Consider the following 13,245-nt stretch of genomic DNA (forward strand, 5'->3'; position numbering starts at 1 on the left):
CTCCTAAAAAATGTTAACGCACTAAAAGATAACCATTTATTAATATACGCATCCCTTATTTAAGCTGCAAGGCAAAGATTGAGTCTATTCCAGATATCTTCTAACGCGTCCCCTAATTCGTTAATCATTTCTGGTGTATGGGAGGGGGTAACCGTTAAACGAAGACGTTCTTGACCTCGAGGGACAGTGGGATAATTGATGGGCTGCACGTAAATACCATACTCATCTCGCAATATATCGCAGACATCTTGGCATTGTGGTGCATTTCCAACGACAACAGGAACAATATGACTATTGGCAGAATGATAGGGGATGGAGCTTTTTTTCAGACGCTCTTTCAGCAAATTAACCCGATGCCAAAGTTGATCGCGTAAAGTCGTATCTTGACGCAAAATGCTGATGGATCTATGAATGGCGGCAACAACCGCAGGGGGAAGAGAGGTTGTGAAAATGAATCCCGAAGCAGCGCTACGAACATAATCAACGAGGGGCAAGGATCCAGTGATATATCCCCCAATAACGCCGTAAGCTTTTGCAAAGTTGGCTTGGATGATGTCAATACGATGTTGTAATCCGAGTTCGGCTGCAACTCCTGCTCCTTGAGGACCATAGAGTCCAACGGCATGAACTTCGTCTAAATATGTGATTGCATTAAACTCCTCGGCCAAGTCACATATAGCCTCAATAGGAGCAATATCCCCATCCATAGAATAAACGGAAATAAAAGCAATAATTTTTGGTCGTTTGGGGTCTAAAGAGCTTAAATTGGCCCGTAAATCTGCTAAATTGTTATGTCGAAAAACCCGTCGCTCACACCCACCGGCGCGAATACCCTGTATAATAGAGGCATGATTTTTTTCATCACTCAACACAACACAATTTTGTAAAGCTTGAGCTAAAGAGGAAATGGTTGCTTCGTTGGCAATATAACCGGATGTAAAGATTAACCCCTTTTCTTTTCCATGGAGATCAGCAACTTCCTTTTCAAGATTGACATGAGAATAGGCGGTACCTGAAATATTGCGTGTGCCACCGGAACCAGCGCCATAAAGTTGAGTTGCTTCGACCATGGCTTGTATGACTTCGGGGTGTTGGCTCATGCCCAAATAGTCATTGCTACACCACACAATTAATTTCTTTTTTCCAGATGGGCTATGCCATAAAGCATAGGGCGCATCGCCGACTAGACGCTCGAGATCTGCAAATATGCGATAACGACCTTCCGTTTTAAGAGACTGAAGGTAGGATGTAAAAATATGATCGTAACTCATTGCTCTATAAAATTTTTGCTCATCTGACTCTCGCTTAATGATATGATCGTATCAAAAAAGTAAGTGAGGTACCATGTCCTTAATTAAGGTCTTATCATGACAGTGTTAGAGTCGGTATTACAAGAGATTCCTGTTTACACTGTAACAGAAATTTCACAAAACCTGAAGCAAACCGTTGAGAATATCTATGGGCGCATTCGTGTGCGAGGGGAAATTTCGGGTCTCAAGCGTCATACCTCAGGACATACATATTTTTCTTTAAAAGATGCAGATGCGGTTATCGATGGCGTTTCTTGGCGTGGCAGCTTAAAGGATAGCGTCGTAGCTTTGGAAGAAGGGTTGGAAATTATCGCTAGCGGGCGTTTAACAACTTATCCGGGTCGGTCAAAATATCAGATGGTTGTGGAGAATTTTGAGCCCACGGGTCAGGGTGCCCTCTTGAAATTACTTGAAGAACGAAAAGCTCGTTTGGCAGCAGAAGGTTTGTTTGACCCAGCCCGAAAAAAACCCTTACCCTTCTACCCTCAAAAAATTGGCATCGTAACTTCTCCCACGGGAGCGGTACTTCAGGATATTTTGCATCGATTGGAAGATCGTTACCCCTGCCATGTTCTTGTATGGCCCGTGCTAGTCCAAGGACAAGGGGCAGCTGATCAAATTGCAGCTGCTATTGTGGGATTTAACAAGCTCAGTAGCCCTCCCGACTTAATTATTGTTGCGCGGGGAGGAGGTAGCCTGGAGGATCTTTGGGCTTTTAATGAGGAAATTGTCGTAAGAGCAACGGCCGCAAGTAAAATTCCTCTCATTTCGGCTGTGGGTCATGAGACAGACACTACTCTTATTGATTATGCCTCTGATCGTCGAGCCCCCACACCAACCGCGGCAGCAGAAATGGCTGTGCCAGTCCTTGTCGATTTATGGGCTTTTCTACAAGATCGCCAACAACGCCTAACTGCTGTCATATCTCAAGATTTGGAACGTCGCAAAACAAGCCTTTTGGCTGCTTCTCGAGGTTTGCCTGATTTAAGACATCTTCTTGAAGATAAGATGCAACGATTAGATGATTGGGGAGAGCGATTGCCTTCTCTTTTGCGTGCTTATATCGAAAACATGGATCATCGACTGTTTGCAAACCTTACGCAACAATTTCGCCATAACGCCCGACGATATTTTGAGATAACACATCAACAGTTTGAGTTGGTAGCAAGTCGCCTGAATCACGCTTCTTATCAAAGAATTTTGGATCGCGGATTTTGTTGGACGACAACTGCGAATGGCACTTTGATCATGCGGGCATCTGAAATTAAAAAGGGAGCGGCGCTTACGCTTCATTATGGTGACGGCACAGTCCCCGTGATTGAAAATTCACAAAAGCCCGTCAATTTAAAAAAATTAGGACGAGATGAGCGCCAAGGAAAGTTATTCTAAGGTTTCTGAAGAGTTTTGAATCTAATCTTTTAGAAAACAAGGGAATTCGTTGGTTGAGTTTGTGAAAGAGAACCTACAAGTATTTCCTCAGGACAAAAAGCTGCATTATTGCTTGTTCTGTGTTATTTATGGACAATGGATGGTCGAAATCAAAAACTCATTTATTTGGTAACGGAGCTGGGATATTTCTGTTCTCATCGCTTGACGTTGGCGTTGGCTGCAAAGCAAGCCGGCTATCATGTGACGGTAGTTACTAACTGCGAGCAGCGCGCCAATTTATTTCATTTTGAGGACCAGCTGAAAGAATTTGACCTTTATCATCTTCCTTTTCATCGATCACGTCTTAATCCCGTAGCTGAACTCAAAACCCTTTGGCAGTTGGCAAAAGCTTATCGATATCTTCGCCCCCATATTGTTCATCAAGTGGCTTTAAAACCTGCTCTTTATGGGACACTCTGCGCTAGGCTCACCGGCGTTTCGAGAATTGTAAACGCTTTCGGGGGGATGGGATATTTATTTACCCATAAAAGTATTAAATCGACTGTCATTAAGCCGATTATGGCGTTAGCCTTTCGTCTATTATTAAATTCACGTCGATGCATGCTAATTTTGCAAAATCCTGATGATGTTGAGTTGATGACGCCATTTCTGGGTAGGGATAAGATCAAGCTTATTCGCGGGGCTGGGGTAAATTTAAAGAAATTTTATCCCACCGAGGAGCCTACGACACCGCCTGTCAAAGTTCTAATGGTCAGTCGCTTATTGTGGAGTAAAGGGATAGGGGAACTTGTAGAAGCGGCTAGTCTATTAAAAAAAGAGGGAATTCCCATAGAGGTCTCCATAGCGGGAGATCCTGACATACAAAATCCTGCCAGCATTTCAGAGTCAGTTTTAGAAGCCTGGAAACACGAAAATGTCGTAAACTGGTTAGGAACGCGTACTGATATAGCGAATTTGTATCATCAAGCTCATATAGCTGTTTTACCAAGTTATCGCGAAGGCTTACCCAAATCCTTGTTAGAGGCTGCAGCTTGTGGTAAGCCCATTGTGACAACAAATGTTCCTGGGTGCCGGGAAGTTGTTGTTGCGGGAGAAAATGGTCTCTTAGTCCCTCCTCGAAATGCTTTGGCATTGGCAAATGCTTTAAAAAAACTAACGGAATACCCCGACCTTCGAATTCGAATGGGCAAATTGAGTCGCCGAAAAGCCGAGCAAGAATTTGATGAAGAGAAAATTATTGCCCAAACCCTGGCGGTTTATGGTGAGGAATAGTTTGTCATTCCTCTTGGGGAAAAGGGAATTATGTAGGATAGGAACTTAAAATGACACAAGCAACACTCCTGACTCATCGAGGGATTTTAAAAATATCGGGAAAGGACAAAGCGGCGTTTTTGCAAGGTTTAATTACCAATGATGTTAACAAAATTAGCGATGAGCAAGCCATCTACGCAGCCCTTTTAAGTCCTCAAGGAAAATTCCAATACGATCTTTTTCTGAGCGCTTTCAAAGATTCACAAGGCCAAGAGGTCTGGATGATGGAGTGTGATCGTGATCGCGCAGATGCTCTTCAAAAGCGTCTGTCTCTTTATAAGTTACGTTCTGATGTCACCGTAGAAAATATGAGTAATGACTATAGTATTTATGCTATTTATGGATCTCATCATTCAAATAAATTAGATATTTCTTTTCAACGGGGGGCTGCAAAACCAATTGATGGGGGTCTCGCTTTTGTTGATCCGCGTTTGCTAGAACTAGGAATTCGTGCATATGTCCCTGTAGATAAAGCTGTAAACTTCTTAAAAACTCTGGATATTGATTTATCTTCCCTTGAAGACTATGACAGACATCGTGTGAAACTTGGTATACCAGATGGTCCTCGAGATGTGTTGATTGACAAGGGAATTTTGCTGGAATCGGGATTTGATGAACTGAACGCCATAGATTGGAAAAAAGGGTGTTATATGGGTCAAGAACTTACAGCCCGAACGCGTTATCGTGGGTTGATTCGAAAACGCTTGATTCCGGTTAGGATTCAATTGGGGCAAATTCAAGAAGAAATACCAACTTGTGAAAGTCCGATTTTCCAAGAGGGTGTTGAAGTTGGGGAAATGCGCTCTATTGTGAAAGAATGGGGGATAGCTATGATTCGTCTAGAAGCTTTAAGGAAGTCTTTGCCCTTTTCTTGTGGGGATGCTACCGTAACACCACACATTCCCCCGTGGATGTGCTTGCCTTCCTCAACCGACGAAGAGTAGCGAAATGTCAGACTTAGCGCCTTTTTTACAAACCTTGCGGGATCGCCTTTCTCTATCGGAAGTTATTCGCCCGCACGTTAAGCTGACGCGAAAAGGGCGTGAGTACTCCGGTCTTTGTCCTTTTCACAAGGAAAAAAGTCCCTCCTTTACGGTAAGTGATGAAAAAGGGTTTTATCATTGTTTTGGATGTGGTGCCCACGGAGATATCTTTGATTTTGTCATGCAAAAACAGAATATGCCTTTTATGGAATCCGTTGAGTTACTGGCTCATTTATTGGGACTGGAAGTTCCCAAACTTCAGACGCAGTCTTCGTCAGATCTTTCTCAAGCAAAACCTGATGTAACCTTATATCAAGTTATGGAGGCTGCCTGTTGTTGGTATCAGCAACAACTTAATTTGGCCTCTGGTGCTTCAGCTCGAGAGTATTTTACACAACGCGGACTTCTTCCTCAAACGATTGCTGACTTTCGTCTGGGGTATGCACCGGAACAGGGTCTGCAAGCCGCTCTTCAAAAGCAGGGATTTTCAGAAAAAATATTGATAGAAGCTGGATTAATTGGTCGAGCTGAAGAAAGAGATTCTACCTATGACCGTTTTCGTAACCGACTTATGTTCCCTATTTGGGACGGGAAAGGGCGCGTTATTGCCTTTGGCGGGCGAATTTTAAGGGAGGGAGAGCCAAAATATCTTAATTCCCCCGATACACCAGCCTTTCATAAGGGCAAGACATTATATGCTTATAATTTGGCTTTGCCAATTGCTCGTCAAGATGAAGAACCATTTATTGTAGTGGAAGGATATATGGATGTCATTGCAATGCATCAGGGGGGCCTTAAATCTGCTGTGGCACCTTTGGGAACGGCATTAACACCGGAACAAATGGCTCTTTTATGGCGGGGAACTGCCGATCCTATCTTGTGTTTTGATGGAGATTCGGCGGGGCTGCGAGCGGCTCATCGGGCTGCCCAAAAAGCTTTAAATGTTCTAAAAGTAGGGCAAACCTTGCGATTTTGCTTTTTAGCTCGTGGGGAAGATCCCGATAGTATGCTCCGGGCTGGGCGTAAAGATGAATTTCGTCAAATTTTAGAGAATCCTCAACCCTTGGTTGATGTTTTATGGTCTATTTTTAAACAAGATCGTTTGTTTTCGACACCAGAACAAAAAGCAATCGCTCGACGGGATTTGGGAAATTTTATCAAAGAAATTGCGGATCCAGACGTACGTCATTTTTATCGCGAAGAGATGAATAGCCGATTGCAGACTCTCATAGAGCCCAAAGGAAGAGATCAGGCCCCTGCTTACCAAAAATATAATCAAAATCAATCTTTTTCAAAATCATCTCTTAAGTCAGCTAATCCAAAACCAGGGTTTCTGGGAATTTCGAGAATATCCCCCAATAAAAATCACTTAGGACATAAAATTTTACTGGCAACTTTGTTAAATCACCCTACATTAATAGAGGACACTGCCGAATCCTTAATGCTATTAGGTGATGAAGCGGGTAGATATGATGAACTCCGCCAAGCTATCTTGTCTCTTATAGCAGAGAACCCCTCCCTTCCTGCGGCAGAATTGAAGGATTTATTGAGGAAAAATGGTTTTGCCTCTTTACTATCTGAGATGTTAACATCTCAAATTTATTCTTTTGCGCCATTTGCGAAAGAAACGAGTACGAAAGAGGAAGCTTTGGCGGGTTGGAAAGAAGTTTGGCATCAAACCGTTGCTAAACATTATTTGGCCGCAGAGACATTTCGAACGGCAACAGCGGTTCGGGATCAATTTGACGAAGAAACATGGGAGCGATTCAAATTTTTAAAAAACCAATTTGTTTCAAAAAAAGACGAGAAAAAAGGAGTTTAATGCATGGCTAGTAAAATTGCTCAAAAATCTGACAATAATGATCTTCCTTCCCAAGAAATTGCGGGAGAAGAAGTTGATATTCCTTTAATGGAATTAAGTAAATCAAATCCTTCTTTAAAAAGGCTTATCGCTCGCGGTAAGGAGCGAGGGTACATTACTTATGATGAGCTGAATGAAACTTTGCCTCAAAATCAATTGTCTTCGGACCAAATTGATGAAGCGATGACAATGATTGCTGAAATGGGAATTAGTATTGTCGACAGTGATGAGGTCGATGAGACTTTAACGGAAGTGGAACAACCTGCTCGTGAGCTGACTGGATTTGAGACAGGTTTTGAAACCGAAGAAGAAGTAACAGAATCTGCTGCCGGGCGCACGGATGATCCTGTTCGAATGTATTTGAGGGAAATGGGTAATGTGGAATTATTATCTCGAGAAGGGGAAATTTCCATTGCTAAGCGTATTGAAACAGGTAAGGAGATGATGTTGGGGGGCTTATGTGAGAGTCCATTAACAACACGTTCTTTGGATTCCTGGCGAGAACAATTACACGCAGGCACAATGATGTTGCGTGAAATTATTGCTCTCGATACCAACGCAAATTTTGACGAAGATGGTGCAGAAGAGGAAGATCTTCTGGAAGTTGAAAACGAGGGAATTGATGCAGATACTGACGGTACAACAGAAGTAGAGCAACCTACCGCAGAGTCAACAACGCCTCCTTTATCTATAGTTGAACAAAGTATGTATCCCAAGGTTACTGACCTCATGGATCGATATAGCGAAGTTTACGCTCAATTATGGACACGTCAAGAAAAGTTGATTGCCAGTTCAAAAAAATCCGATGAGATTGAGTCCGATAAGGATTACCAAAAAATCAAAGCAGAATTAATTGCCTTAATGGAAGAGATTAAGCTTAATCCGCATCGTATTGAAGATTTGATGCGACAACATCAGAATATTATTCGATCTATCAGCTCTCAAGAGCGGGCTCTTGCAGGGTTTGCAGATGCATGTGGCGTGAAGCGCGAAGAGTTCTTAGATCAAATGAACTGCGCTCATCTTAATGCAGCTTGGATTGTTTCTTTAGGAAAATTAACGGGCAAGAGCTGGACGAATTTTATGGCTCGCCATGAAGTAGATTTAAGCCGTTTGGTAGCAAGTATTGAAGTTGTTGAAGAAGAAACGGGGATACCTTTCCGTGAATTCCGACGCATTGTTACAACCATTCAAAAAGGCGAAAGAGAATCCTCTCGAGCAAAAAAAGAAATGATCGAAGCTAACTTACGCTTAGTAATTTCCATAGCTAAAAAATATACTAATCGTGGATTGCAGTTTTTGGATTTGATTCAGGAAGGCAACATTGGTTTGATGAAAGCTGTTGATAAGTTCGAATATCGTCGAGGTTACAAATTTTCGACCTACGCGACTTGGTGGATTCGTCAAGCGATTACTCGCTCCATTGCAGATCAAGCTCGCACAATTCGTATTCCTGTCCATATGATTGAAACTATTAATAAAATGGTTCGGACCTCACGTCAAATGATGCATGAAATTGGTCGAGAACCTACGCCTGAAGAATTATCTGAGAAACTGATGATGCCACTTGAAAAAGTTCGCAAAGTCATGAAGATTGCTAAAGAACCAATCAGTCTTGAAACGCCCATTGGTGATGAGGAAGATAGTCATTTGGGAGATTTTATCGAAGATAAGAATGCCCTTCTTCCAATTGAAGCGGCAATTTATGCAAACCTGCGTGACACGACGACTCGAGTTTTAGCGAGTCTTACCGCTCGCGAAGAGCGAGTCCTTCGCATGAGATTTGGTATAGGGATGAACACGGATCATACCCTGGAAGAAGTGGGCCAGCAATTTGCCGTAACCCGTGAGCGGATACGACAAATTGAAGCTAAAGCCTTACGTAAATTAAAGCATCCAAGTCGATCACGCAAATTGCGAAGCTTCTTAGATACTTAAGAATTAAAGTGTTGGAGGGGATGACCCCCTCCAATTTTTTTACTATAAAAGTTTTTTTGCGAATAATTGGGTTGTCGGAATGAGCCATAAAGAAAACTTAAACTTTCAAAATATTCATCAATCTCTTCTCGATCAATCTTACGCAACCGTTCCTTTTCTCATAGAACCCTTTATCTTAGAGGCAGCGATCGAAGCATTTTTTAAGTTCTTGAGAGAGCCAGAATATGTAAAATCACATATTGATTTTACAATTGCCCCTCTCCATCGTCGAGGGGATGTTGGCTTTAAGCATCGAGACTCTAAAGATGATATTTATAATGACAGTAAGGATTTTTTCCATTTTCATCCGGCCCTTTTTCAAAGGTATCCAGATTTTTTAGAGGCCCATCCTGTCGTCAAAGATTTTGTTCTTAAAGCCCAACCGATTTGGGATATGGCCTATAAAACTATCGAAGATATTCTTATATCTTTTGAACCTACATTTCCGGGAATTTGCGCCAAAATTTTTGACACTGATCCTGTCCATATTCTTTTGCGCTTTCTAAAATATGATTGGCAAAAGTCCGGAGATTTGTTAGCTAAACCTCATTATGACGCCGGGTCTTTTACCTTGGCAATTGCAGAAAGTTGTTCTGGCTTGCGTATTGGCAGTATGCCCGGTAATTTAATGCCGGTGGAGCATAAGTCAGGTAGTGCAATTTTTATGTTAGCAAGTAATTTTCAAAAAGTGATGGATACAGATAAAGTATGTGCCGGGTGGCATGACGTGGTTCAAGTTGATAAATCCCTGATTGGCAAACCTTTTGCACGTTGGGCAATCGTGGCTTTCGTAGAAGCCCATGGGGTTGAAGCCTTACCAAGGACCGAAACACATAAGTGGTATGACAAAAAAATTGCCTAAAACTCATTAAAACTTCTTTTATCCTTTTGTGAATAAGATTTATTCACTTCTAATATCTCAATAGGTATTTATCTTCACAACCTTCAATTAAACAATTCGATTTTAATTGTGTTAAATTTAAATTAAAAATTTAGCTTGATCTTTGGTATCTCCTTCCATTAGCTTAAGCAAGTTGGGGAAAAAGTTTTTTCCCAGAAAAAATAAGCTTAAAAAACCCAGTTAGAGAAAAAATTTAAGCTAAGTTACAAAAGAAACATTGAATATTCAATGAGTATTAACAATCATTTAAAGGAGAATTACATGATAAATAAAATTAAAATCAAGCTCTATCTGGCAACCATACCGATAATATTTGGTCTTGAAGGCCAACCCGTTTCTGCAGTAGAAAAAATAACAAAAGACCCCCAGCCCACATCTTCCCAAACATTTTTTTCCGTACAACCTTCAAAAGCTTTTCCTCCCGATTCAGAAAAATTGACACCTGAAGTTTCATTGGTTGGATTGCTGAAAAAACTCCAACAATTTAATCATCAGCCTTTGCCATCAATAGAAAAAGATGAAAATTACCCAGCGGAATGGGTTAAGGCATTGAAAGAGGATATTGATATTCGATCTGTAGAGATGGAGACGCTCATCCAAAAAATTGAGAATTTGACTGCTGAACTAGAGGAAGCCAAGAAGCAAAACTCATCTACGGAAACAAGTTTAAGAACTCAACAGCAACAAGATTTAAAGCTCTTGATACTTTTACAAGAAATTCAAAAGTTAGAAAGCAATCTCCACTTCCGTATGAGCGAGCTTAGCTCCTATAACGGTATAGCAAATTTCTTTGGGGATTCTGTCGTTGGAAAAATTGCGGCCGCTCCTACACTTTTTGGAGCAAGCTTATTTATGCCTTTATTTATAAGTAAATCAAGCTCTGAAGAATCGAAGTTTGTGCGTCAAGATCAATCAGGAAACCTATTCCTCGGGAATAAAACCGCTGGCTCAAACCCTGTTGATGATCTTATCAGTACACTTTTGGTGGGAGGAACGTTTGCGTTAAATCAAGGTTTTACAACAAGTCCCTATCTATATGCTTCTCTTATTGCAGGTAGTTATTATCAAGGTGGTAAAGCGACCAACCAATATGTGCGACAAGTCGTTAACGGATTGTGGGGCAAGAGTATGTCTTCACAACAGATAGAAATGTTAGCAGGTGCCGCAGCATTATTGTATTTTGTGATGAATATTCCGGGTGCCGAAGCATTTCCTTATGCAGCACCGGGAACAGAAGTTCAATTGGATTCCCGCACCAACTTAGGTGTTGCCTCCACGACATCGGGAAACTCACTATTTGTTGCTATGGCTGATACAACCAGTGTCAATGGAAAGTTCTTTGATAGTAATTCTTTGACCCCAACTTCTGCCCTTTATAGTATTAGTCAAAATCCTGTAGCTACGGCAAATATTCCTTCCACGGTTATTTCAAATAACACCTACTTTGTTGGATATACCTTATCTGCTAATGGGGGTGATATTGCTCTTCGCGCTGGAAATGCAACGGGATTTTTTGGTCCTGAAGTGACTATAATGCCAAACGTCGGCGCTCAAAGTGGTGTATCTCTTGTAGATCTCCACAATGGTTATTTTGCAGCCCTTTTAAATACAAATCCATTGGGATCAAATTCTGATATTGTGGGTTATACCTTTAATAGTACTCTTGGAGTTGTAAAAGGTCCCTATCCTGTAAATTCTGTTACAACAGGGAATCAATATGGACCAAGTGGTGGAATTTTTAGTAATGGTAAATTAGGAGTTACCTTTACAGGCGATCAATCGGGAACTGCAACTCAATATTCAGTTGTTCTTGATCCGATGACAGGCACAAATATTGTACCTGACTATCCTTTAAAAGCCTCACAATCAGGAGTAAACCAAGGTCATGGTATGTGTGCGGAGCTAAAAGGTGGTAATCTTGGCTGTGTGTATGTGGATGGCGGAAACCTCAGAGTGGCTGTAGTAGATTCTTCCGGGACAGTTATTTGTAATGTTCAAGTAAATGATGCGTCAGTATCATCATTAAATCCAAATACGATTCCATTTATCAGCGCTACTGGAGACGGAAATTCTATTGCTGAATATACGGCTTTACCGGTTATTCCTGGAAACTACCGCGTTTATTATGCTGTAGTTTCCCCATCATGTGATTTGCTTTCAAAGGATACAATTATTCCGAAAAGCAGTAATGGTCAGACTGCTGCGGGGGTTCAAGCATTACAAAATAATGATTTTGTAGCGATCTTTAGTGGCAGCTCACTAACGCAACCCGGTTTAATTGGAACGAGGATTGCAAATACGGGTTCCACAGCGACAGTAGTACCGACGACGGGTTCATCCCCGACGGGGTCTTCAACGACTGTACCAACCACAATGCCAAGTAGTGCTTCATCTCTTCAGCCATTTTTTTCAACATGGTTAAGTGGTATTATGAGTACAGCTCGAACGACTACCCTTGATCCCTCATCGATGATGACATCATCCAGTGAAATGACAACGTTTAATGGGAATGTCCATTCTGCGGGAGGTGTGCTGATCAATCCTTGGGGAGTGGTTTATAGTACATTTCAAGAGATTGCTGGCTGGGGAATAAGTTCCATTCGCTGGTTATATCCGTACTAGTTTCGATTTAAAATAATCGAACTATACTCCAAAAAACTGGCTGTCTTCTGGCAGTCAGTTTTTTTATGAGTTCTTCCTTATTGTTTTCAAACGGGAGGTATATAACTAGCTAGTTTTATAGAGTCCAAACGGATGATGAAACAAAGTTAAGAAGTGATGAGAAGCAAAAACAGGCTTGCAATTCTCTGGAGAATAGGTATGATCCTTATTGAAACAAGCGGGCGGGCGTAGCTCAGGGGTAGAGCACAACCTTGCCAAGGTTGGGGTCGAGGGTTCGAATCCCTTCGCCCGCTCCAATTGACTTTTGAGTCCGTTCAGAAAAATTTTCACCTAACTTTCTTTAATTATAAGTAAATGGTTAACAAAAATGACAACGCGTCGTTTAAATCGTTCATTTTTTCAAAATCCTACGGTTGAGGTTGCTCAGAACCTTTTGGGAAAGCGACTCACTTTTAACAATTTTTCAGGAATTATTACAGAAACTGAAGCTTACCATCAAGATAATGATCCTGCCTGTCATGCTTTTCGAGGGCGAACACCTCGCAACGCAGCTATGTTTGGCCCTGCAGGATACTCTTATGTCTATTTTATTTATGGAATGTACCATTGCCTAAACGTTGTGACAGAATCTGAAGGTATTGGGGCTGCTGTTTTGATTCGGGGGCTAACAATAGGGGAAACAAACCTCAATGGCCCGGGGAAGCTCTGTAATTATTTGAAAATAACACGAGATCACAATTCTCTCGATTTAGTGACCTCGGATGGCTTTTTCATTAGCGATGAAGGCATTACACCCGGGTTTATAAGTACACCTCGTATTGGTATTCGTCAGGGGCAAGACCTGTTATGGCGTTTCGTTACACAATCTTAACTCTCTTAGTTTAAAATAGG

9 protein-coding genes and 1 tRNA gene are annotated in these 13,245 nt (G+C 41.6%); 9 read left to right on the forward strand and 1 reads right to left on the reverse strand.

Translation table 11 applies throughout. From position 1 onward, the window contains the following. Nucleotides 1–59 precede the first annotated feature (59 nt). Nucleotides 60–1,271 (reverse strand): 5-aminolevulinate synthase, encoded by a 1,212-nt coding sequence (gene hemA, locus FJX03_04700; GenBank protein ID MBM3632990.1) that lies wholly within the window; start codon nt 1,269–1,271, stop codon nt 60–62. Between the two features lie 96 nt (nt 1,272–1,367). Between hemA and FJX03_04705 the strand changes: the two genes are divergently transcribed. From FJX03_04705 to FJX03_04745, 9 genes are all read left to right on the forward strand, one after another. After that, nucleotides 1,368–2,699, forward strand: coding sequence for an exodeoxyribonuclease VII large subunit (locus FJX03_04705; GenBank protein ID MBM3632991.1), 1,332 nt, complete (start codon nt 1,368–1,370; stop codon nt 2,697–2,699). A 135-nt stretch (nt 2,700–2,834) separates the two neighbouring features. Beyond that, nucleotides 2,835–3,971, forward strand: coding sequence for a glycosyltransferase family 4 protein (locus tag FJX03_04710; GenBank protein MBM3632992.1), 1,137 nt, complete (start codon nt 2,835–2,837; stop codon nt 3,969–3,971). 50 nt (nt 3,972–4,021) lie between these two features. Further along, the gene (locus FJX03_04715) at nt 4,022–4,954 is read left to right on the forward strand and encodes a folate-binding protein YgfZ (GenBank protein ID MBM3632993.1); all 933 of its coding nucleotides are present in this window, start codon (nt 4,022–4,024) and stop codon (nt 4,952–4,954) included. 4 nt (nt 4,955–4,958) lie between these two features. Beyond that, on the forward strand, nt 4,959–6,815 hold the full coding sequence (locus FJX03_04720; protein ID MBM3632994.1) for a DNA primase: 1,857 nt from the start codon (nt 4,959–4,961) through the stop codon (nt 6,813–6,815). A 3-nt stretch (nt 6,816–6,818) separates the two neighbouring features. Continuing rightward, nucleotides 6,819–8,792: an RNA polymerase sigma factor RpoD gene (gene rpoD / locus FJX03_04725; GenBank protein ID MBM3632995.1), complete on the forward strand. Its 1,974-nt coding sequence runs from the start codon at nt 6,819–6,821 to the stop codon at nt 8,790–8,792. 79 nt (nt 8,793–8,871) lie between these two features. Further along, entirely contained in the window at nt 8,872–9,693 is an 822-nt protein-coding gene (locus tag FJX03_04730; GenBank protein MBM3632996.1) for a hypothetical protein, read from the forward strand. Nucleotides 9,694–9,993: 300 nt separating this feature from the next. Then, nucleotides 9,994–12,354, forward strand: a complete 2,361-nt coding sequence (locus tag FJX03_04735; protein ID MBM3632997.1) for a hypothetical protein — start codon at nt 9,994–9,996, stop codon at nt 12,352–12,354. 221 nt (nt 12,355–12,575) lie between these two features. After that, nucleotides 12,576–12,650, forward strand: a tRNA-Gly gene (locus tag FJX03_04740). Between the two features lie 71 nt (nt 12,651–12,721). Then, on the forward strand, nt 12,722–13,225 hold the full coding sequence (locus FJX03_04745; GenBank protein MBM3632998.1) for a DNA-3-methyladenine glycosylase: 504 nt from the start codon (nt 12,722–12,724) through the stop codon (nt 13,223–13,225). Nucleotides 13,226–13,245: the final 20 nt, after the last annotated feature.

Source organism: Alphaproteobacteria bacterium (assembly GCA_016870095.1).
Classification (GTDB): Bacteria; Pseudomonadota; Alphaproteobacteria; order Paracaedibacterales; family VGCI01; genus VGCI01.